The 21,030-nt window shown below is 62.8% G+C and carries 24 protein-coding genes, 3 tRNA genes and 1 riboswitch; of the genes, 5 read left to right on the top strand and 22 right to left on the bottom strand.

Annotated elements, in window-relative coordinates; genetic code table 11:
• Positions 1 to 122: 122 nt before the first annotated feature.
• Entirely contained in the window at positions 123 to 347 is a 225-nt protein-coding gene (locus tag ACR809_RS04890) for a YgdI/YgdR family lipoprotein (RefSeq protein ID WP_002915549.1), read from the bottom strand.
• A gap of 197 nt (positions 348 to 544) precedes the next feature.
• On the opposite strand from ACR809_RS04890, the gene csdA reads away from it, so the two are divergent.
• The gene (gene csdA / locus ACR809_RS04885) at positions 545 to 1,750 is read left to right on the top strand and encodes a cysteine desulfurase CsdA (protein WP_004174604.1); all 1,206 of its coding nucleotides are present in this window, start codon (positions 545 to 547) and stop codon (positions 1,748 to 1,750) included.
• Positions 1,750 to 2,181 (top strand): cysteine desulfurase sulfur acceptor subunit CsdE, encoded by a 432-nt coding sequence (csdE, locus tag ACR809_RS04880; protein WP_122051084.1) that lies wholly within the window; start codon positions 1,750 to 1,752, stop codon positions 2,179 to 2,181. The genes csdA and csdE overlap by 1 nt, the downstream gene beginning before the upstream one ends.
• Positions 2,182 to 2,223: 42 nt before the next feature.
• Here the strand turns inward: csdE and tcdA are convergent, their stop codons facing one another.
• On the bottom strand, positions 2,224 to 3,045 hold the full coding sequence (gene tcdA, locus ACR809_RS04875; RefSeq protein ID WP_002915577.1) for a tRNA cyclic N6-threonylcarbamoyladenosine(37) synthase TcdA: 822 nt from the start codon (positions 3,043 to 3,045) through the stop codon (positions 2,224 to 2,226).
• 87 nt (positions 3,046 to 3,132) lie between these two features.
• Entirely contained in the window at positions 3,133 to 4,230 is a 1,098-nt protein-coding gene (gene mltA / locus ACR809_RS04870; protein ID WP_002915579.1) for a murein transglycosylase A, read from the bottom strand.
• Between the two features lie 210 nt (positions 4,231 to 4,440).
• On the opposite strand from mltA, the gene ACR809_RS04865 reads away from it, so the two are divergent.
• The 3 genes from ACR809_RS04865 to ACR809_RS04855 all read left to right on the top strand — a co-directional run bounded on the left by ACR809_RS04865 (position 4,441) and on the right by ACR809_RS04855 (position 4,736).
• Positions 4,441 to 4,517 (top strand) — tRNA-Met (locus ACR809_RS04865).
• A gap of 33 nt (positions 4,518 to 4,550) precedes the next feature.
• Positions 4,551 to 4,627 (top strand) — tRNA-Met (locus ACR809_RS04860).
• Between the two features lie 32 nt (positions 4,628 to 4,659).
• Positions 4,660 to 4,736 (top strand) — tRNA-Met (locus ACR809_RS04855).
• 95 nt (positions 4,737 to 4,831) lie between these two features.
• Here ACR809_RS04855 and cobT read toward each other — a convergent pair.
• The 19 genes from cobT to ACR809_RS04760 are packed head-to-tail and all read right to left on the bottom strand — an operon-like array spanning position 4,832 to position 20,600.
• Positions 4,832 to 5,887 (bottom strand): nicotinate-nucleotide--dimethylbenzimidazole phosphoribosyltransferase, encoded by a 1,056-nt coding sequence (gene cobT, locus ACR809_RS04850; protein ID WP_020802369.1) that lies wholly within the window; start codon positions 5,885 to 5,887, stop codon positions 4,832 to 4,834.
• Positions 5,888 to 5,930: 43 nt separating this feature from the next.
• Positions 5,931 to 6,476 (bottom strand): bifunctional adenosylcobinamide kinase/adenosylcobinamide-phosphate guanylyltransferase, encoded by a 546-nt coding sequence (cobU, locus tag ACR809_RS04845; RefSeq protein ID WP_002915611.1) that lies wholly within the window; start codon positions 6,474 to 6,476, stop codon positions 5,931 to 5,933.
• Positions 6,470 to 7,993, bottom strand: coding sequence for a cobyric acid synthase (locus ACR809_RS04840; RefSeq protein WP_023159325.1), 1,524 nt, complete (start codon positions 7,991 to 7,993; stop codon positions 6,470 to 6,472). The genes cobU and ACR809_RS04840 overlap by 7 nt, the downstream gene beginning before the upstream one ends.
• A complete protein-coding gene (locus ACR809_RS04835; protein WP_002915614.1) occupies positions 7,990 to 8,814 on the bottom strand; it encodes an energy-coupling factor ABC transporter ATP-binding protein in 825 nt (274 codons plus the stop codon). The genes ACR809_RS04840 and ACR809_RS04835 overlap by 4 nt, the downstream gene beginning before the upstream one ends.
• 8 nt (positions 8,815 to 8,822) lie before the next feature.
• Complete coding sequence (locus tag ACR809_RS04830; RefSeq protein ID WP_023286832.1) at positions 8,823 to 9,500, bottom strand: energy-coupling factor ABC transporter transmembrane protein; 678 nt, start codon at positions 9,498 to 9,500, stop codon at positions 8,823 to 8,825.
• Positions 9,487 to 9,768 (bottom strand): energy-coupling factor ABC transporter substrate-binding protein, encoded by a 282-nt coding sequence (locus ACR809_RS04825; protein ID WP_002915619.1) that lies wholly within the window; start codon positions 9,766 to 9,768, stop codon positions 9,487 to 9,489. The genes ACR809_RS04830 and ACR809_RS04825 overlap by 14 nt, the downstream gene beginning before the upstream one ends.
• A gap of 1 nt (position 9,769) precedes the next feature.
• A complete protein-coding gene (cbiM, locus tag ACR809_RS04820; protein WP_004143926.1) occupies positions 9,770 to 10,507 on the bottom strand; it encodes a cobalt ECF transporter S component CbiM in 738 nt (245 codons plus the stop codon).
• A complete protein-coding gene (locus tag ACR809_RS04815; RefSeq protein ID WP_023286833.1) occupies positions 10,507 to 11,217 on the bottom strand; it encodes a cobalt-factor II C(20)-methyltransferase in 711 nt (236 codons plus the stop codon). Before ACR809_RS04815 ends, cbiM begins: the two co-directional genes overlap by 1 nt.
• A complete protein-coding gene (gene cbiK / locus ACR809_RS04810) occupies positions 11,214 to 12,008 on the bottom strand; it encodes a sirohydrochlorin cobaltochelatase (protein WP_004174588.1) in 795 nt (264 codons plus the stop codon). The genes ACR809_RS04815 and cbiK overlap by 4 nt, the downstream gene beginning before the upstream one ends.
• Positions 12,009 to 12,018: 10 nt before the next feature.
• Entirely contained in the window at positions 12,019 to 12,804 is a 786-nt protein-coding gene (locus ACR809_RS04805) for a cobalt-precorrin-6A reductase (protein WP_002915627.1), read from the bottom strand.
• Positions 12,801 to 13,526, bottom strand: a complete 726-nt coding sequence (locus ACR809_RS04800; RefSeq protein WP_004143930.1) for a precorrin-3B C(17)-methyltransferase — start codon at positions 13,524 to 13,526, stop codon at positions 12,801 to 12,803. The genes ACR809_RS04805 and ACR809_RS04800 overlap by 4 nt, the downstream gene beginning before the upstream one ends.
• Positions 13,526 to 14,581, bottom strand: coding sequence for a cobalt-precorrin 5A hydrolase (gene cbiG / locus ACR809_RS04795; RefSeq protein ID WP_080893685.1), 1,056 nt, complete (start codon positions 14,579 to 14,581; stop codon positions 13,526 to 13,528). The genes ACR809_RS04800 and cbiG overlap by 1 nt, the downstream gene beginning before the upstream one ends.
• Positions 14,562 to 15,335: a cobalt-precorrin-4 methyltransferase gene (locus tag ACR809_RS04790; protein WP_004149602.1), complete on the bottom strand. Its 774-nt coding sequence runs from the start codon at positions 15,333 to 15,335 to the stop codon at positions 14,562 to 14,564. Before ACR809_RS04790 ends, cbiG begins: the two co-directional genes overlap by 20 nt.
• Entirely contained in the window at positions 15,328 to 15,897 is a 570-nt protein-coding gene (locus ACR809_RS04785; protein ID WP_002915684.1) for a decarboxylating cobalt-precorrin-6B (C(15))-methyltransferase, read from the bottom strand. The genes ACR809_RS04790 and ACR809_RS04785 overlap by 8 nt, the downstream gene beginning before the upstream one ends.
• Positions 15,887 to 16,492: a cobalt-precorrin-7 (C(5))-methyltransferase gene (locus ACR809_RS04780; protein WP_004174583.1), complete on the bottom strand. Its 606-nt coding sequence runs from the start codon at positions 16,490 to 16,492 to the stop codon at positions 15,887 to 15,889. Before ACR809_RS04780 ends, ACR809_RS04785 begins: the two co-directional genes overlap by 11 nt.
• Complete coding sequence (cbiD, locus tag ACR809_RS04775; RefSeq protein ID WP_002915708.1) at positions 16,486 to 17,625, bottom strand: cobalt-precorrin-5B (C(1))-methyltransferase CbiD; 1,140 nt, start codon at positions 17,623 to 17,625, stop codon at positions 16,486 to 16,488. Before cbiD ends, ACR809_RS04780 begins: the two co-directional genes overlap by 7 nt.
• Positions 17,622 to 18,257 (bottom strand): cobalt-precorrin-8 methylmutase, encoded by a 636-nt coding sequence (locus tag ACR809_RS04770; protein ID WP_002915711.1) that lies wholly within the window; start codon positions 18,255 to 18,257, stop codon positions 17,622 to 17,624. The genes cbiD and ACR809_RS04770 overlap by 4 nt, the downstream gene beginning before the upstream one ends.
• A gap of 10 nt (positions 18,258 to 18,267) precedes the next feature.
• The gene (cbiB, locus tag ACR809_RS04765; protein ID WP_002915724.1) at positions 18,268 to 19,227 is read right to left on the bottom strand and encodes an adenosylcobinamide-phosphate synthase CbiB; all 960 of its coding nucleotides are present in this window, start codon (positions 19,225 to 19,227) and stop codon (positions 18,268 to 18,270) included.
• On the bottom strand, positions 19,224 to 20,600 hold the full coding sequence (locus ACR809_RS04760; RefSeq protein WP_004185466.1) for a cobyrinate a,c-diamide synthase: 1,377 nt from the start codon (positions 20,598 to 20,600) through the stop codon (positions 19,224 to 19,226). The genes cbiB and ACR809_RS04760 overlap by 4 nt, the downstream gene beginning before the upstream one ends.
• A 93-nt stretch (positions 20,601 to 20,693) precedes the next feature.
• Positions 20,694 to 20,871: riboswitch (cobalamin riboswitch) on the bottom strand.
• Positions 20,872 to 21,030: the final 159 nt, after the last annotated feature.

Raw genomic sequence — 21,030 nt, 5'->3', positions numbered from 1 at the left:
GTTTTTGCAGACCCTGGTAGCAAAGCTACCCCTTTTCACTTCCTGTACATTTACCCTGTCTGTCCATAGTGATTTAATGTAGCACCGCAACGCGCGGTGCTTTTTTTTGCCTTTTTACTGCCTTACTCGTCCAGTTCACCCAGTTGTTTCACGTCAGAGCGATTGATCTGCTGTTTGTTGCCCCACGCGTCTTTATACGAGATCATGCCAGTGTCATTATCGGTTTGCGGTTTCCCGTCGGTAACGATGGTCCGCCCATCGTTGGTATGCATCACATAGTTAGAGGAACAGGCGCTCAGGCCTAAAGTCAGCATACAGGCAGAGATAATCGCAGCGGCCTTAGTCATTTTCATTCTTCTCTCCTTACGGCTATTTATACTATTCGTAACTCGTTAAGTAATAGGTTAAAACACAAACCCAACACTTTTCAGCATAACCCTCTTTGACCGACGTGGAGTCACATTCGGACAATTCCACAGGACGCAGAGACCTTGTCACGCCCGGCAAATTGCGCGACGATCGCGGTATTGATACGAGGAATTCCATGAACGCATTCAACCCGGCGCACTTTCGCGCGCAGTTTCCGGCTCTGGCCGATGCCGGCGTCTATCTCGACAGCGCGGCGACAGCGCTCAAACCGCTGGCGGTGATCGACGCCAGCGACCAGTTTTATCGCCTGAGCGCCGGCAATGTCCATCGCAGCCAGTTCGCCGCCGCCCAGCGGCTGACCGAGCGCTACGAGGCGGCCCGCGATCGCGTGGCGGCGTGGCTTAACGCCCCGTCCGGCAAAGATATCGTCTGGACGCGGGGGACCACCGAGGCCATCAATATGGTGGCGCAGAGCTACGTCCGGCCGCGCCTGCAGCCTGGCGATGAAATTATCGTTAGCGAAGCCGAGCATCATGCCAACCTCGTGCCCTGGCTGATGGTGGCCGGGCAGACCGGCGCCAGAGTGGTCAAACTGCCGCTTGGCGCCGACCGTCTGCCGGATATCGCCAGCCTCAGCGCGCTGATTACCCCGCGCAGCCGGGTGCTGGCCATCGGTCAGATGTCCAACGTCACCGGCGGCTGCCCGGACCTGGCGCAGGCTATCCGCCTTGCTCACGCCGCCGGGATGGTGGTGATGGTCGATGGCGCCCAGGGGGCGGTGCATTTCCCCGCTGACGTGCAGGCGCTGGATATCGATTTTTACGCCTTTTCCGGCCATAAGCTGTATGGCCCGACCGGGATCGGCGCCCTGTACGGCAAAAGCGAGCTGCTGGCAGCGATGTCGCCCTGGCTCGGCGGCGGGAAAATGATCGCCGAGGTCAGCTTTGACGGCTTTACGCCGCAGCCGGCCCCCTATGGCCTCGAGGCCGGTACGCCGAATGTCGCCGGGGTTATCGGCCTCAGCGCCGCGCTGGAGTGGCTGGCGCAGAGCGATATCGGCCAGGCGGAAAACTGGAGCCGCAGTCTGGCGAGCCTGGCGGAAGAGGAACTGGCGAAACGGCCGGGCTTCCGCTCTTTCCGCTGCCAGCAGTCAAGCCTGCTGGCCTTTGAATTTGAGGGTATTCATCACAGCGATCTGGTGACGCTGCTGGCGGAGTCCGGCATTGCCCTGCGCGCCGGACAACACTGCGCCCAGCCGCTGCTGGCGGCCTTAGGGGTCAGCGGCACCCTGCGGGCCTCTTTCGCCCCCTACAATACCCAAGACGATGTTGCGGCGCTGGTCCACGCGGTGGATCGCGCCCTGGAAATTCTGGTGGATTAATGACAACTCTGCACCCCTTCGGCACAACCATTACCGACGCTACGCTGCGCCAGATCTTCGCCCCGCTGAACCAGTGGGAGGATAAATACCGTCAGCTGATTTTATTGGGCAAAAAGCTGCCGACGCTGACCGACGAGAGCAAAGCGCAGGCCCATGAGATTGCCGGCTGTGAGAACCGCGTCTGGCTGGGCTATGAGGAGGACGCCGAGGGCAGGCTGCACTTCTTTGGCGACAGCGAAGGAAGGATTGTGCGCGGTCTGCTGGCGGTACTTTTAACCGCCGTGGAAGGAAAAACCCGCGCCGGGATCCTGGCGCAGGATCCGCTGGCGCTGTTCGACGAGCTGGGGCTGCGCGGCCAGCTCAGCGCCTCGCGCAGCCAGGGCCTCAGCGCCCTGAGCGAGGCGGTGCTCGCCGCCGCCCGCGAAAGGTAATCTCACGATTTCGCTTTCCCGCCGCCGCGCCCGGTGGGCAAACTACTTTCCGGAAGCCGCAGCGTCACGCTGCGCTTTCGCCAGCATCTTCTTCAGGGCATGCGACACCGCGACGAACCCGAAGGTCGCGGTCACCATCGTCGCCGCGCCAAAGCCGGAAGCGCAGTCCATCCGCTTCGGCCCTTCCGCCGTGCTCTTCATTGCGCAGACGCTGCCGTCCGCCTGCGGGTAGACCAGCGCTTCCGTAGAGAAGACGCAGTCTACACCGAGCTTACCTTTGCTGTTTTTCACCACCCCAAACTGGCTTTTCAGCCGCTCGCGCAGTTTGGCCGCCAGCGGATCCTGGATGGTCTTCGCCAGGTCAGCGACCTGGATCTGCGTTGGGTCAATCTGACCACCCGCCCCGCCGGTAGTCACCAGCGGCACCTTGTAGCGGCGACACCAGGCGATAAGCGCCGCTTTCGGCCGGACGCTATCGATGGCGTCGATAACATAGCTAAAGCCGACGCCAAGATATTCCGCCACGTTTTCCGGGGTCACGAAATCATCCACCACCGTCACCCGACACTCCGGGTTGATCAGGCGAATACGCTCCGCCATCACCTCCGCTTTCGCCAGCCCGACGTTGCCGCTGAGGGCGTGGATCTGACGATTGGTGTTGGTGACGCAGACATCGTCCATATCGATAAGGGTGATCGCCCCGATGCCGGTCCGCGCCAGCGCTTCCGCCGCCCAGGAGCCGACCCCGCCGATCCCGACCACGCAGACGTGGGCGTCGGCAAAACATTGCAGCGCTTTTTCACCATATAAACGTGCCGTACCGCCAAAACGCTGGCGCCAGGCATCGCTGATTACAACAGACATAGAACCTCAGAACAAAATGACAGCGCCCGGAGGCCGCCGTAAACGGCGTCATCCGGGCGCCCTGGTCAACAGGCATGGCCAGGGGAGTTAGCCGCTAAAAACATTCCCCGCGCCCGGGGCGTTTTTCAGCACCCATACGCGGCCGTAGTGGTTATACCAGCCGGCACGGTGGCCCGCGTCAGGCCCAATGCCCTGATAGATGTCGAAATGCTGACCTTTGATGGCCCCGCCGACGTCGAGGGCGACCATCAGGCGCAGTTCGTACTGGCCGTTAAACTTGCCGTTATTATCCAGCAGAGGCACCTCGGCCAGCAAGGTGGTTCCTGGCGGAATAATCGACCGGTCGGAGGCCACCGAGGCGCGGCCGATCAGCGGCACAGCGCTGGCCCCTTTCACCGGCGCGAAAGACTGCGGTTTAAAGAACACGAACGACGGGTTCTGCTCCAGCAGCTCGCGCACTTCCGCTTCGCTGTGCTTTTCACCCCACTCGCGGATCGCCTGCATCGACATATCTTCTTTCTTCACTTCCCCGCGGTCGATTAGCACTTTGCCGATGCTGCGATAGGGCCAGCCGTTTTTCCCGGCATAGCTAAAGAAGTTGAGCGGCGAACCATCGCCAAAGTCGATATAGCCGCTGCCCTGCACGTCCATGATGAAGTTATCCATCAACGAGTTGCTGTACGCCAGCACATAGTTATCGCTCAGCGCGCCGGCATAGATGCTGGCGCGGGAAGGCAGCTTACCGCGCTTTGGCGGCATACGGTAAATGGGGTACTGGAATTCGCCCTGACGGGTGTGGCGCGCCTGCACCACCGGCGTGTAGTAGCCGGTAAACTGGACGTTGCCATAGTTGTCGACGCCCTGCATCTGCCAGGCGTCGATGCCAAACTGGCGCAGCGTACGGGTGTCGCCGCCGGCGCGCAGCCACTCCTGCAGCGCGTTATAGACGTTGCTCTGGCTATTATAGAGGCGTGGCGAGGCGTTACGAATTTGATTAACCTGCTCGGAGAAGTCGCCGGCGTTGATCGGCGCCCCGACGGCATCCGGCTGGTTTACCAGTGAAAACGGCTGGGTGAACTTGCCATCGCTATATTGCTGACCGCGGTCGGTCGGTTTTGAGGAACAGGCGGCGAGCATGGCCAGCATTGCCCCCGTCGCTACATATTTTGCCCAACGTCCTTTCATGGTGTCTCATCTTTTGCTGCGAAGCCTTAGTGCGTGTTGAAGATAACAAAGCGCCGGAGCTATTGAAATGCGCGATCTCATCGATGGCACAGATTTGTGTAAAAAAACACCACAACGTGGCGTTTTATAAGCCAATTCTTACAAAAATGTCGATTTGGTCGAAAAAAGGTTGCATCATCTCGCTAGCGGAGTATAGTGCGCTTCCACGGACGCGGGGTGGAGCAGCCTGGTAGCTCGTCGGGCTCATAACCCGAAGGTCGTCGGTTCAAATCCGGCCCCCGCAACCAATTAAAATTTGATGAAGTAAAGCAGTACGGTGACGCGGGGTGGAGCAGCCTGGTAGCTCGTCGGGCTCATAACCCGAAGGTCGTCGGTTCAAATCCGGCCCCCGCAACCAATCAAATTTGACAAAGTGAAGCAGTACGGTGACGCGGGGTGGAGCAGCCTGGTAGCTCGTCGGGCTCATAACCCGAAGGTCGTCGGTTCAAATCCGGCCCCCGCAACCAACATTACAAACACCCTCAAGGGTGTTTTTTTGTTTCTGCCGCCAGCAAAACCTCTGCCGAAAACGGGAACGGCCATTGCCGCCCCCATCTCCTGCTTACCCCTTCGGTAACACAATATTGCTTGCCGCCAGCATGCCCATGCGATGGTACATCGCGCAGGCCGCCTCGACGATCGGCATCGCCAGCGCCGCGCCGCTGCCTTCTCCCAGACGCATGCCCATATTGAGATACGGTTCGAGACCCAGGTGCGCCAACGCGATACGCGCCCCCTTCTCCGCCGAATAGTGGGACGGGATCAGATACGGTTTCACCTCCGGCGCTATCTGACACGCCGCCAGCGCCGCCGCGTAGGAGAGAAAGCCATCCAGCACCACCGGCAGCCCACAGGACGCCGCCCCCAGCATGACACCGGTCATCCCCAGCAGATCGAAACCACCGACTTTGCTCAGTACGTCGAGGCCATCATTCGGGTCGGGCTGATTGACGGCGATAGCCCGCCGCACCACCTCCACCTTGTTGCCAACCTTCGCCAGCGGCAGATTGGCGCCAATCCCGACCACCTCCTGCGCATCGCTGCCGGTCAAAACGCTGACGATCGCTGCCGCCGGCGTGGTATTGGCCATCCCCAGTTCGCCGACGCCAAACAGGGTAACGCCCTCCTGGGCCAGCGCGCGGGTGTAGCGCATCACCTCCAGCAACAGCTCCTGCCCCTGCTCACGGCTCATCGCCGGACCGCGGGCAATATTGCCGCAGCCCCGCGCCACCCGCATATTCACCACGCCGGGGAGCGGTTCGCTATCGATACCGACATCAATTACATGCACTTTCGCCCCGGCCTGGGCGGCGAGCACGCAGACGCCGGTGGTGCCGCGGGTCATATTTGCCGCCTGGATGGCGGTGACCGCCTTCGGCGAAATCGCCACCCCTTCGTCCCACACTCCATGGTCGGCGCACATCACCAGCAAGGCCTTTTTCGCCACCTGCGGCTGGCCGCCCAGGCCGGGCATTCCCGCCAGCTGCACCGCCAGCGCCTCCAGACGCCCGAAGCTGCCGGGGGGCTTGAGTAAGCCGTCGATGTGTTGCTGTGCCCGCGCCATGGCGTCGGTGTCCGGCGCGGGGATCGCCCGCAGAACCGTGTTTAAATTTTGCATACAGAATCCCTGCCAGGGCTGGCCCGGTCAGCCAGCGATTGAGTTATTTGATTTTGACGCCGATGCCGGAGACCACCAGCCAGACCGCATCCGCCGCGGCCGCCAGGCGCTGATTAACCCGCCCGGCAATATCGCGAAAATGCCGCGCCAGGCGGTTCTCCGGCACAATGCCCATCCCCACCTCGTTGGTCACCAGCACGACGTGCGCCGGACAGCGCTGACAGGCGGCAATCAGCACGCCAATTTCGTCATCAATAGCCCGTTCCATGGCGGCGTAATCCCAGCCGTCGGGGTCGCTGTCGCCGCCGAGCGCGAACAGCAGGTTGGTGACCATGGTGGTGATGCATTCCAGCAAAATCGCCTCCGCTGGGGCGATAGCCGGGGTGATCAGTTCATCAAGCTGCTGCCAGCGCTCGGCGGTGCGCCAGTGGGCGGGCCTGCCGTCGCGATGATGCTGGATCCTTGCGGCCATCTCGTCGTCAAAGATTTGCGAGGTGGCGATATATAACACCTGCGGCGCATCGGCAATCAGCGCCTCGGCATGGCGACTTTTGCCGCTGCGCGCGCCGCCGGTAACCAGAGTCAGCATAGGGGCTCCTGATGTTGGCGCATGATGGCGTAAATTTTATCGATGGCGATATGTTCGCGCATGGCCTCGGCCAGCCGATCAAACTGCCGGGTTTTATAGCGGGCATACTCCAGGGCGCTGTCCAGCGGCGCCAGCCCTTTGCGCTGGCGCAGGCCGTTGAGCAGCGCCCGGGTAAAGGCATCGCTGTCGAACAGGCCATGGAGATAGGTGCCGAACGCCAGGCCGTCGTCGCTTATCGCCCCGTCGTCCACTGCCTGCCCCGCTTTATGCAGCTGCAGCAGCGGCGGGCAGCCTGCCTCGCGGCGCGTCTCGCCCATATGAATTTCATAGCCACTGACGCGCAGCCCCGCCGCGTCGGCTAACCAATCCGGGAGCGCAGACCCCAGGGTCGCCTGCACCTGGGTGGTGGTTTTGTGCTGGGCGAAGTGGGTCACGGTCTTCAGCACCCCCAGCCCGGGCTGGGCGCCAAGGCCAGACTCCACCTCATCGATAATGGTTTCGCCCAGCATCTGATAGCCGCCGCAGATCCCCAGCAGCGGCACCTTGCGCTGCCGGGCCTGCTCGACCGCGTGCGCCATGCCGCTCTCGCGCAGCCAGCACAGATCGCCGAGGGTATTTTTACTGCCCGGAAGAATGACCAGGTCGGCGTCGGCCAGCGCCTGCGGATCGCGGACATAGCGCACCCGGACGTCTGGCTGTGCCGCCAGGGCGTTAAAGTCGGTAAAATTGGCAATATGCGGCAGGTGAACCACGGCGATGTCGATATCGCGCCGGTCGGTGCGATGGTATTTCCCGGCCTGCAGCGCGACGCCGTCCTCATCCTCGAGATCCACGTCAAGCCATGGCATAACGCCCAGCACCGGCACCCCGGTCAACGCCTCGATTTGCTCTATCCCGGAGCGCAGGAGCGCCACATCGCCGCGGAATTTATTGATGATCACCCCTTTCACCCGCGCCCGCTCCTGAGGCTGCAGCAGCGCCAGCGTGCCGTAAATCGCGGCAAACACCCCGCCGCGGTCGATATCGGCCACCAGGATCACCGGGCATTGCGCCATCTCGGCCATGCCCATATTGACGATATCGCGGTCGCGCAGGTTAATCTCCGCCGGACTGCCGGCGCCTTCCAGCACCAGCGCCTCATACTCTCCGGCCAGGCTCTGGTAGACCGCGAGGATCTGCTCGCGCAGGCGCGGCTTGTACTGGTGATAGCTCATCGCATCCATGCTGGTCGCCACCTGCCCCATCAGCACCACCTGCGCCTGACGGTCGCTGGTGGGCTTGAGCAAAATCGGATTCATGCGGACATCTGGCGCAATCCCGGCCGCTTCGGCCTGGAAAATCTGCGCCCGGCCCATCTCTTTGCCATCCGGCGTAATGCCGGAGTTCAGCGCCATATTCTGTGATTTAAACGGCGCGGTACGCAGCCCATCCTGATGAAAAATGCGGCACAGTCCCGCCACCAGCACGCTTTTCCCCACGTCGGAAGCCGTGCCCTGCAACATCACTGCCAGCGTCATGACGCCTCCTTTATCGCGCCTATCGCGTTGTTGTGCATCCGCTGAAAAAACTCCGCCTCGGTTTTACACAGCGGCAGCCCCAGTTCGCTATGAAGTTTCACCAGCCACGGCTGCGTCAATCCCGCCCTGTCCATCGTCTCCGCGCAGGCAAATACCTCGCCGGGATCCCCCGCGGCCAGTACTTCGCCGTGACGCAGCACGTAAACGGCGTCGCTCACCTCATAGATCAGATCGATATCGTGGCTGGAGATCACCACGCGCCGCCCCTGCCCGACAATGCGGCGGATGATGGCGATCATCTGCGCCCGCCCGCGTGGATCGAGGCCCGCGGTGGGCTCGTCAAGCAGCAGGTAGCGCGCCTGCAGCACCAGCGCCCCGGCGATTGCCACCCGTTTTTTCTGCCCATGGCTGAGGCACTGGATCGGCTGCTGGCGAAACCCCTGGGCATCGACGAGGGTCAACGCCTCATCCACCCGGCGGGCGATCTCCTCTTCCGCCACCCCGAGGTTACGCAGACTAAAAGCGATATCGCTGTCGATATCGGTATAGAATATTTGCTGGTCCGGATCCTGAAATACCGTCGCCACCTGCTGGCGCAGCGCCAGCAGACCGCGCTTGCTGTAATTCAGCGCCTCTCCCTGCCACAGCACCGCCCCCTGCTGCGGGCGCAGCAGGCCGCTCAGGTTCATAAACAGCGTCGACTTTCCGCAGCCGTTGGCCCCCACCAGGCCGGTCACCGCATGGCGGGAAAAATCCAGCGTCAGCCCTTTAAGTACCGGCTCATCCTGATAGCGAAACCAGAGATCGGTTGTGGCAAGCATACTTATCCTTAGAGGTGAAAATCACCCTGGTACAATTTGATATCCAGCGCCGTGCTCATCTGCTGATAGCGCAGGAGGACGCGGGTGAACAGCAGTCCCACCAGCATCGCCAGCGAGCGATAGCCCTGCGGCACGCTACCATAGCCAAAACGCAAAGTTTGCGCGCGGTGAATCGCCATCGCCTCGTCTAACAGAATAAAAATGAAGCGCCAGGTCAGCAGGATCTGCTCCGTCAACAGTCGCGGTACGCGACCGCGCTTGAGCAAGATAATCAACTGGGGGAAAGGCAGATTAAGCACCAGCCAGAGCATGGCCGCCATCGCCGCCAGGCTGCGCCAGAAGGTCTCCCCGGCCACGGCCAGCCCCGGGGCGGAAATCCCTATCGAGAAAGCGCCCAGTCGGATGCTGGCTAACAGCATCTGCGGGTCGCGGCTGACGCTGAACACAATGGTCAGCACGCCGACCAGCAAAAAGCCAAAGGGTAGCGCCATCCAGCGGCACCAGCGCCAGAATGAGACCCGCAGCAGCCAGCAGGTCAGCGCGGCGGTCAGCGCCAGCGTCAGCGCCTGGCCCCACGCCGGCAGCGTAAAGGCCAGCGCCATCAGCAGTAGCCAGAGCAGAAACTTACGCTCTGGCGCCACCTGCAACCAGCGGCTCTGGTAGCTGAGTCGGTCAAACCCGGTCATCACGGCGCTGTCTGCCCCTCGCATATCCGAGAATGTAAAAAATCACCGCCGCGCCCAGCGAGCCCTGCAGGGTAAACAGCAGGCTCTCAATCTCGCCGCTCGCCGGTTCATATAGCGGCTGGAACCAGGGTTGATAATCCGGCGCCACCACCTGGATCTGGCTCTCCGCTTCGCCGTCCGAGCCGCCAAACTCGCCGCCGTGGTTAATAAAAAATGGCAGGATCATCAGGGCGGCCACCATCGCCAACAGGATCAGGGTCTTTTTCATATTAATGTCCCTCCGCGGCGATCAGTCGCCGTTTGGTTAGCTGATCGTAGATCATCACGGTGAGCAAGCCTTCCGCGATGGCGATCGGGATCTGCGTCAGGCAGAAGATGCCCATAAACTTGGCGATCGATCCGCCTGCCCCGGTTGCCGGATCGGGAAAGGCCACCCCGAGCTGGACGGAGGTGACAAAGTAGGTCATCAGATCCGCCAGCATGGCGCAGAGAAAGACCCCGACATCGCGACGGATCCCCGCCCGACAGGCCAGCTTCCACACCAGATAGCCGACCATCGGGCCGATCACCGCCATCGACATCCCGTTGGCGCCAAGGGTGGTCAGGCCGCCATGCGCCAGCAGCAGCGCCTGGAACAGCAGAACGATCGCCCCCAGCACCGCCACCACGCCCGGCCCGAAGAGGATCACCGCCAGACCGACGCCGGTCGGATGCGAGCAGCTGCCGGTCACCGACGGGATCTTCAGCGCCGAAAGAACAAAAATAAACGCCCCGCAGAGGGCCAGCAGCACCTTCTGATTGCTCTCTTCCTGGACGATACGCCGCAGGCGCACCAGGCCGTACCACAGGCAGGGTAAAAACAGCAGCCACCACGCCAGCGCCCACATCGGCGGCAAAAAGCCCTCCATGATATGCATGGCGAACGCCTCCTGCGGGACGATGATCAGCAGAACAGCGGCCGCCAGCCCCCCATACGAAAGCTGCTTCAGCGATTTCACCTGATTCATTACGCCTCCTCCCACTGTTTGTTAACCAGAATGGTCGAGAAATAGGGCAGCGGCTGGTCATCGCTGACCTCGCGCAGACGGCGCCAGCACTGCTCGCCCGGCAGGGTGGCCTCTGACATCATCAGCGCCGCATCCAGCAGCCCCGCCTGCGCCAGCAGCGCCTTAATGCGGGCGAAGCGGCCGTAGACTTTCATCAGTACCAGACTGTCATGCTGGCGCAGCGCCGCGGCAATGTCCGCTTCCGGCGCGGTGCAGGAGATCACCGCCAGCGACTGCTGCTCCATGGCCAGCGGGGTTTTCGCCCGCGCGGCAATGGCGGCGAAGGAGGTAACGCCAGGGACAATCTCCAGCCAGTCCGGGCAGCCAATCCGCTGCAGCAGAAAGACCCAGGTGCTGAACAACATGGCGTCGCCGAGGGTGATAAACCCGACCTGCCTGTCCGCCGCCACCTCCTGGGCCAGCGCCGCGGCAACGTCGTTCCACACCGCCTCTTTTTCCGCGCTGTCGGCGCTCATCGGAAAATGGCAGCAGCGGACCTCCGTGTGTGCGCCCAGGTACTCGCGTACGATGGAGAGCGCCAGGCTGTCGCCGCCTTTGCGGCCGGCTGGCGCATACAGCACATCCAGCTGGCCGAGGATCCGCGCCGCACGCACGGTGATCAGATCGGCCGCCCCCGGCCCGCTGCTCAGGGCGTATAGTTTGCCGCTCATGCTGCTTTCTCCATCGTGTCGTTCAGCGCCTGCTGCAGATGGGCGACAAACATCGCCCGCACCGCCGGATTCTCCCCTAATCCGTTAAGCCACGGCGTGGCGGGGATACCGGCGGCATTGAAGCGGGTTTTCCACGAATCGTCTTCGTCGGAGGCCATATCATTAATGGCATGATCGCCGGCCACCAGCATCAGCGGCATCAGATGCACGCCGGTCACGCCCTGGCGGGAGAGTTCGTTAATGACGATGTCCACTTCGGGATAGCTTTCCACCGCCCCCACCCGCGCCGGAAAACCCTGCACCGCCATCATATGATCCAGACAGGCGTAGGCCGCGAAGGCGTGGTGGCTGGCGCCGTGCCCCATAAACACCACTCGCTCCGTCGCCGCCAGCGGCGGCATCTGCTGGCGCAGGGCCTGCATCAGCTGCACATAATCGCCATGACCGCTCAACAGCGGCGCGCCCAGCGTCAGACGCTGAAAGCGCGGGCGCATACTCTGCACTTCGCGAACGATCTTCTCGTACTCGTCGCCGTTGATAATGTGCAGGGACTGGATAGCCACATCCTGGTATCCCTGCTCGGCCAGCTTTTGCAGAGCCTGCAGCGGAGTATCGATATGAATACCATCGCGCTGCTGCAGTTTGCGAATAATCATCCCCGAGGTGAAGGCGCGGAACAGCGTGCGGTCCGGGCAGCTGGCGGCCAGATCGCGCTCGCAGGCGGCGATGTTCTTTTCGCGGGTGTCGTGATAGCTGGTGCCAAAGCTCACCACCAGAAGTGCTTTTTTCATATCCTCTTCCTCAAGTCGCCGACAGCCAGCGCGTCAGCCGCGCAGTGAAATCGGCCTGGCTTTGCAGTAGTTCATCGCCCGTCACCAGCGGCGCCGGACGGGTAATGACGATGCAGGGGATCCCCGCATCAAGACAGGGTTGTACTTTTTCCTGATAGCCTCCTTCCGCCCCCGAGGCTTTCGTCACCACAACATCGGCCCGGCACTGGCGATAAAAGGCGGCGTTAAATTCGGCGCTGAACGGCCCGCAGAGGGCGAAGATCTCCCCGACGCCAAACCCCAGATCGCTACAGTGCTGAACCACCTCCGGCACCGGCAGCACCCGGGCGAGCAGCGTTTTCTCCGCCAGTCCCGCCCGCCAGGCCGCCAGATCTTTGCTGCCGGTGGTCAGCAGGATCCGCTCGCCGAGGCGACGAGCCACCGCGCAGGCCTCGTTCAGATCGCCGACCACGTGAAGTAACGGATGGCGCAGATCGCTCAGCTGCTCCGGCCTTTGATAGCGGCTGAGCAGAACCCCGACGCTGGCGCAGGCGCGCACAATATTCTGGCTGACCACCTCGGCGTAGGGGTGAGAGGCATCGATCACCCAGCGGGTGCGCTGCGCTCTGAGCCACTCCGCCATCTGCTGCCACTCCATACGCCCGCAGCGTATCTGCCCGCGGATATCGCCGGCCAGCCGCTCGCCGGTAGGGGTTGCCACCGACAGGGTGTAGCGCACGTCGGCGGCGTCCAGCTGCTGGCAGATCGCCCGCGCATCGCTGGTGCCCCCGATAACCAGCACGTCGCCGTGATTCACAGCGCGTAGCCTCGCGGGGTGATCATCAGGCCGTTGTCGATGTAAGTCGCTTTGTTGCCAACGATCACCAGACTGGTCATATCCACTGGGGCAAAATCCATCTCCCCGAGGGTGGTCAGCCATTTCTCCTGCTTTTTGCGTCCGGCGGATTTGACTACGCCGACCGGCGTATCTGCGCTTTTACTGGCCGCCAGCAGCGCAAAGGCGCGCGCCAGATGTCCTTCGCGGCCGCGGCTGCGAGGGTTGTAGAAACAGATAACGAAGTCCGCTTCCCCGGCGGCGACTATGCGTTTTTCAATCACCGGCCAGGGCGTCAGCAGATCGCTAAGGCTGATATGGCAGAAATCATGCATCAGCGGCGCGCCGAGCAGCGAGGCGGCGGCGATACTGGCCGTCATCCCTGGGATCAGACGGACCTCAATGTCCAGCTGCTGCTTATTAACCAGCTCCAGCACCAGCCCCGCCATGCCGTAGATGCCGGCGTCGCCGCTGCTGATCAGCGCAACGTTGTGCCCGGCCTGCGCCAGCTCGATGGCCGCCTGGCAGCGCTCAATCTCTTTGCACATGCCGGTTTTGATCACCTGCTTGTCGCCGGTAAAGGCTTTCACCAGGTGGGTGTAGGTCTTGTAGCCCACCACGATCTCTGCCGCCTGCAGGGCCTCCACGGCTTCCATGGTCATCATCGCCTGCGAGCCAGGGCCAATTCCGATTACGCTTAACATCAGTGTGTTACTCCCAAAGTAATGGTCACGCCCTGCTCACGCAGGGTTTCGCCGGACAGGTTTCCCTGACTCAGCAGCCAGGCCACCGGGCCGGAGACGCTGCCGACGCCGACCGTCTCCCGGACAAAAGACGAGGCCGGAAAGCGGTGCTCGTGCTCGCGCAGCGCCTCGGCGCTGAAGGTTTCGAACGGCACCCGGCAGCGGTGAGCCAGCTGGCGCAACCCCGGCTCGTTTGCCTTCAGGCTCACGCTGCCGATCGCTTTCAGCGCCAGCGGGTCAAGACGCTGAGCGGCAAGCTGGCGATCCAGCAACGTACTGAGCAGCGCGCAGGGGGTGTCGCGCCGACAGCCGATCCCCGCCACCACCCGCTGGGGCACCAGCTTCCAGTGAGGCACCGGCAGCGGCGGCAGCGACCGGCGCAGGGTGACGCAGATCAGGGCGTCAAGCGCCGGCAAGCGCGCCAGGTCGCTTACCGGGATAAACCCGCGCCGGTCGCAGCGGCTTAGCGCCCCGGTGAATTCGCCGTCGCACCACAGCCCCACCCGCTTACCGCTCACCAGCATCTGGTTAACGGTTTTCACCGCCGCGCGAAAATCGGTCATCCGGGCGTTCAGCTGGAAGGCCAGCGTGTCGAGGGCGGCCAGCTCGTTGACATCGGTGGCGGTGGTGATCACCGGGTCGGCGTCGAGCATCCCGGCGAGATAGCGGGTCAGCGCATTGGCCCCCCCGGCATGGCCGGAGAGCAAGCTGATGACGTGCCGGGCGCGCTCATCAATCACCACCACCGCCGGGTCGCTGAGCTTGTCATTCACCAGCGGGGCCAGCACCCGCACGGCAATCCCGGTGGCGCCGATAAAAATCAGCGCCGAGAAGCTGCTGAACGCCTCGCGGGCAGCGCTGGCAAAGCCGCCGTTGAAGGGGATAAACCCCTCTTCCTGCAGCGCTTCGCTGCTGTAACAGGTAAGCGGCAGCATGGCCGCCAGCCGTTTTGCCAGCCGCACGCCGCCGGGCGTCAGGCAAAACAGGGCAATGGATTCAGGCTTTACGGTATTCATGGCTAAAATCCGCTGCGTACAGTTTTGAGTAGTGATACTCATCGCCGAGGAAGGGGCCGACCAGGATCAGCGCCGTTTTGCGGATCCCGGCGTCGCGTACTTTGTCGCCGATGTCCGCGAGGGTACCGCGGACGGTCTGGCTTTCCGGCCAGGTGGCCTTGTAGATCACCGCGACCGGGGTGGTCGCGGGGTAGCCGCCCTCCACCAGCCGCTCCGCCACCCGGTGAATACGTTGCACCGACAGGTAAATCGCCATCGAGGTTTGATGGCTGGCAAAGGCTTCCAGCTGTTCGCGCGCGGGAACCGGCGTGCGCCCTTCCAGACGGGTAATAATCAGACTCTGCGAGACTTCGGGTACCGTGTACTCCACCCCCAGCTCCGCCGCCGCGCCGAGGAAAGCGCTGACGCCCGGCACCACCTGCCAGCGGATCCCGCGGCGGGTCAGCTCTTCGCCCTGCTCGCGCACCGAGCCATATAGCGAGACGTCGCCCGTCTGCAGACGCACCACCGTTTTTCCCGCCTTCACCCCCGCCTCCATCAGGTCGAGGATCTGCTCCAGATGCAGCGCGGCGCTGTCGTGGCACTCCGCCTGTGGCGGACAGTAGGCCAGTAGCTCGGTGTTGATCAGCGACCCGGCGTAGATCACTACCTGCGCCTGCTGTAGCAGACGGTAGCCTTTGAGAGTAATCAGTTCGCGATCGCCCGGACCGGCGCCGACGAACCACACGCAATGGGGATCAAAAGTCTCAGCCATGGTTTTCTTCCTTCTGACAGGCGATGACAAAAACGGGATTATGGGGTTTGAAGTAGTGGCCGCTGCCCAGGGTAGCCAGGGTGGAGACCGCCAGCTGCTGGCAGTCCACCTCGTGGATGCCGCTCTGCCGCAGGTGCGCCAGGGCGCTATGAAGGTTTTCCTGCAAAATAAAAGTCATCACCAGCCGGCCGCCGGGATGCAGCTGCGCCAGCGACCAGTCGATCAGCGCCGTCAGGTGGCCGCCGCTGCCCCCCATAAAGATCGCGTCGGCTTTGTCGGCGACCGCCAGCGGCGCAACGCCCGCCACGATAGCGATGTTGTCGCAGCCAAAGCGCTGCCGGTTCTCCGCCAGCAGGCGCAGCGCGTCGGCCTGACGCTCAATCGCCGTCACCCGCAGCGCCGGGTTCTGTAGAGCAGCCTCAATGCTGACGCTGCCGGTGCCCGCGCCGATATCAATCAGATGGCGCGCCCGGTGCAGCTCCAGCTTCGCCAGCGCCAGCGCGCGCACGGCCTCTTTGGTCATCGGCACCTGGGCGCCGCGCAAAAACAGCTCATCTTTCATCGAGGATCACCACCGCATTCATCTCATATTCGTCCTCCACGGCGCTGACCGGCAGCCAGTGGATCCGCTCGTTTTCCATCGCCAGGTTCTCGCCTATCACCATCCAGCGATGGCCTTTGCCGCGGGCCATCAGCTGGGCGGCTATCTCCCGCGGTCCGCAGCGGCCGTCGGTCACCATGGCGACTTTCCGGTGGGCGGCCAGAGCATCGAAGCTCACCGCCCGGCCATGGCTGCTGGTCAGCCACATATCGTTCATGTCGATGCCCGCCCGGGCGCAGAGGTACTGCACCGCGCTGATGCCGGGGATCACCTGCACTCGTTCCCGGCCAAAATGGGCAATCAGCCGGGTGCCAATGCCATAGAACAGCGGGTCGCCAGAGGCCAGCACCACGACGCGGCGCCCGGTACGGGCCTCAATCCACGCCAGCAGCGCCGGCATATCGGCCCCCAGCGCGAAGCGCTCGCCGGCGAAGTCGGGAAACTGCTGGAGATGGCGGCTGCCGCCCACCAGCGCCTCAGCGGCGGCGATTGCCTCGCGCGCGGCCGGGATCAGCCACTGCAGCCCCGCCGGGCCCATTCCCACGACCGTCAACATGTCAGCTCCCGGGCAATCGCCTCCAGCGGACGGCTGCTGCCCAGTACCTGGTTATCAAAAGAAAACAGAACCGCGTCGCAGGTGGGCGGTTGCTGAGTGAAGCGCAGCATCTCAAGAACACGCTGGCAGATTCGCTCAGCCAGATGGTTATAGAGGCGCTGGTATCCCCAGGCGTCGATATGCTCCATTGCCGCTTCGGTAGTGTCGCACTCGCTGACCAGCGTCAGCAGCGGCAGCGGCGCGCCAAGCAGCGCCAGATGAGCGACGAGAGTTTCCATCCGCGCATCGGCGATATGGCTGTGGGTATGAAAGATCCCGGCGGCGATTTTGATCAGTTTGCCGGGATGGCCAATGAGCACAATCTGGCGGAAACCGAGCCGAACCGCCTCTTCAATCATGTAGCCGACGAAGTTGCTCATGGTGACCACCATCTGCGGGTCGATGCCCATCTGCTCGCGGACAAAACGCTCACCGTGGTTGCCCGGCACCAGCACCACGCGCTCCAGCCCGGCGGCGCGTTTTATCTCCAGCTCGAGGGAGAGCGAGCGCTTCCAGCTCTCTTCCGACATCGGGGTAACGATCCCCGTGGTGCCGATAATCGAGATCCCGCCGAGGATCCCCAGCCGGGCGTTATAGGTTTTTTGCGCGCGAAGTACGCCTTCCGGAGCAAAAATCTCCACCTGCGCGCCGCGGGTAGGACCTATCGCTTCGCGCACGGCGGTCTCGATGGTGTGCCGCGGAGTGCGGTTTATCGCCGGGCTGCCTGTCGGCAGGCCGATCCCTTTGCGGGTCACCGTGCCGATACCCTCCCCGCCCTGCAGGCTAATCTCTCCGCTGTCATTGAGGGTGACCCGGGCAAAAATCAGCATGCCGTGGGTGGCGTCGACATCATCGCCGCCGTCTTTACGGATCGCGGCGACCGCCTGCTGCCCTTCGACGTGCGGGGACTCAACGTTCAGGCACAGGGTGACGCCGGAGGGGGTGACGATCGAGACCTGATGAATCAGATGCTGGCGCATCACCATCAGCGCCGCCACTTTTGCCGCCGCTGTGGCGCAGGAGCCGGTGGTGTAGCCCTTGCGCAGCGCTTTGCCGTGATGCCACACCGGGGCGTCAAAGGTCTGATCGCTCATTGCGCCTCCCGCAGGTGGTAAAGCAGAGCGTTCACAATCGCTGCCGCCACGTTGCTTCCCCCTTTGCGGCCGAGCGCGGCGATGGCCGGCAGGCCGCTCTCGCTGAGCGCCGCTTTCGACTCCGCGGCGCCGACGAACCCGACCGGCACCCCCACCACACCGCCGATGGCGGTCTCGCGATGTTCCAGCAGGCGAAACAGCGCGGTTGGCGCATTGCCGAAGACGAACACTTTCTCCCCGGGCTCCTGCACCGCAATATCCACCGCCGCCATCGAGCGGGTCATCCCCCGGCTTTGCGCCTCGCGCACCACCCGCGGGTCGCTGATATAGCAGCGGCATTCGCCGCCAAAGCGGGCCAGCAGGGTTTTGTTGATCCCGGACAGCGCCATGGTGGTATCGGTATACAGCGTGCAGGGCCGGCTCAAGGCCTCACTCAGCGCGATCAGGGCATCCGGAGAAAACCACAGAATATCCAGCCAGTCGAAGTCAGCGGTGGTGTGGATCACCCGCTTGATAATCGCCTCGTGCAGCGGGCTGGCGAAACGGTAGTCCGGTCGCGTTTCGGCGATGATCTCGCTGATGATGTCGAAGCTTTTCGCCTCGATCGCCTGCGGTTGTTGGATGTACTGCATCAGGTTCTCCTCAGGCCGCGCCGACCAGCCAGTAGCGCACGCCGATAAACAGCGCCAGCGCCAGGCTTGACGCCACCCACATTAATCGAATGGTTCGGGAAATATCGTCCACCGCGATGTCGCGGACGGCGTCGCCTATCCAGGGCTTTTCAACGCGCTGGCCGAAGTAATCGTTCGGGCCGCCAAGGCGGATCCCCAGCGCGCCGGCGACGGTCGCTTCCGGCCAGGCGCAGTTAGGACTGCTGTGCTGATAGCGATCGCGCCAGCCCGTACGCAGCGCCCGGGCGCCATCTTCCCGGCATAGCACCGCGGCAAGGCTGAGCAGCAGCCAGCTCAGCCGGGCGGGAAGGAAGTTGGCTACATCATCAAGACGAGCGCTGACCATGCCGATCGCCCGGTATTTTTCGTGTTTATAGCCGACCATGGAATCGAGGGTGTTGACCGCTTTATAGGCCATGGCCAGCGGCGCGCCGCCGAGGAGCAGGAAAAAGAGCGGCGCGATAATGCCATCCACCGTGTTCTCCGCCACGGTCTCCACCACCGCACGGTTGATCTGCGCTGGCTGGAGCTGAGAGGTATCGCGCCCGACAATCCAGGAGAGCTTATGCCGGCTTTCGGCGAGATCTCCGGCCTGCAGCGGCCGGGCCACCGCCATCGCCGACTGTGCCAGACAGCGTCCCGCCAGCGCGGTGAAGATCATCCACACTTCCACCAGCCATCCAAGCCAGGGGTGGATCCCGTGCGCCAGCGCCAGTACGCCCCAGGCCACGCCCCATGTCAGACCGATCACCACCAGCCACATCACCCCGCCGCCGATGCGCAGCGCCCGGTCGCTATGGCAGACGCGTCGCACTACACGCTGGCTGACGGCGATCAGGCGACCTATCCAGCGCACCGGATGCGGCCAGTGCGGCGGATCGCCAATGACGACATCAAGTATCCAGGCTACACACCAGGCGAGAAGGGTCATAGCGCCCTCCTTGCTGCCCGCAACCAGTGGTTAAGCATGGTGGGACGCTGGGCAAAATGGACATGGAGATAGCTGGCAAAGGCGCTGCCGGACTGCCATCCTCCCTGCCACTGCTGGAGCGTCTTACCGTCTCGCTGTTTACGGCAGGCCAGTACGGCGGGGGTGGCGGGAGAAAAATCGGAGTAATGAAATTCATGGCCGCGCAGCCACTCGCCAGGGGCTGCCAGCAGCGTCTGCTGCTGCGCCTGCGCTTCGCAGTAGCCGAACCGGGTCAGACGCGTCCCCATTCGGCTGTGTCCGGGAATAATATCCGCCATCGTGTAGCGCTCGCCGCTGGTGACTTCCAGGGTCGTGCCCAGATACATCAGGCCGCCGCACTCGGCGTAGATCGCCACCCCGCGCCGGTGCGCCGCGCGAAGCTGTGTCAGCATCTCGTGGTTAGCGGATAGCCCGGCCGCATGCAGCTCCGGATAGCCGCCGCCGAGCCAGATCATCTGGCAGGCCGGCAGTTGGCGATCGCGCAGTGGACTAAAGCGCACCATCTTCACGCCGCAGCGCGCCAGCAGCGCCAGGTTATCGGGGTAATAAAAATTGAAGGCCTCATCGTCGGCGAGGGCCAGCGTCAGTCCTTCGCCGGCATCGGCGGCAAGCTGTTCTCCCCACTCGCCGATCGGCATGGCGGCCAGTTCGCTGAGGGCCAGCAGCCGGTCTATGTCGAGGGTGCGCCCCAGCAGGCTGGCAAAATCCCGCCATGCCTGCTGATTGACCACCGACTCGCGGGCGGTCACCAGCCCCAGATGTCGTTCGGGCAGCGCTACGCCTTCCACGCGCGGCACATAGCCGAGCACTGGCACCCGACAGTAGCGCTCAATGGCGCTTTTCAGCAGCTGGAAGTGCGCGTCGCTGTTGACCCGATTGACGATAACGCCAGCGATGTCGAGAGCCGGATCAAAATGTTGAAAACCCATCACCGTGGCGGCGATGGAGGTCGACACCGCTTTGCCATCCACCAGCAAAATCACCGGGCAGCCAAGCTGCTTAGCCATTGCCGCGCTGCTGCAGTAGTTAGGGTCGGTGCCGTAGCCGTCATACAGGCCCATCACCCCTTCGATAACCGCGATGTCGGCCTGCTGTAGCTGTTCGGTAAACAGCGCGTTGAGTATCGGGGCGGGAAGCATAAAGCTGTCGAGATTGCGGGAAGCGATGCCGCTGATGGCGGTGTGCCAGGCGGTATCCAGGTAGTCAGGCCCGACTTTACAGGGTTGCACCCGCATACCGCGCTGTTGGAGCAAGCTGAGCAGGCCGAGCGTAACGGTGGTTTTGCCACAACCGCTGCCGGTACCCGCAAGAATGAACGCACGCCTGGTTGCCATACCCTGTCCTGTTCTGGCGGTCAGGGTATAGCTACGCGCATGCCTGGTCCTGCGACCACGCACCGCTAAGCCACCCACTTCCCACCGAAGTTGTTGGTCAGTTACCGGCAGGCAGGTCTTCTGGCTTAGCCTCGTTCTCGCCCGCCCTTCCCAATCTTTCGATCAGTGGTTTTTGCGGGGTCGTCAGCATCACAGCAGCGGGGGCTGCGGGGGATTTACACCCCCTTCCCTGACACCAAACTGGTGTCGAACCTGTCGGTTTGTTTCGCCGATGCGCCCTGCATCGACGGGTATTACTTTATGTTTTCTTTTACCGTTTCATCACTCGTCACAATGACGTCAGTGAAGGAAAGCGGTGTTGTGATAATCAGCTGTCTCGTATTAACGGACACTCTATCTCATCACAAAAATAAAAACTGGTGTAGTTTAC

The organism is Klebsiella sp. CD33, from assembly GCF_051992865.1.
GTDB classification, from domain to species: domain Bacteria; phylum Pseudomonadota; class Gammaproteobacteria; order Enterobacterales; family Enterobacteriaceae; genus Klebsiella; species Klebsiella pneumoniae.
This window is presented reverse-complemented; position numbering and strand designations above follow the sequence as displayed.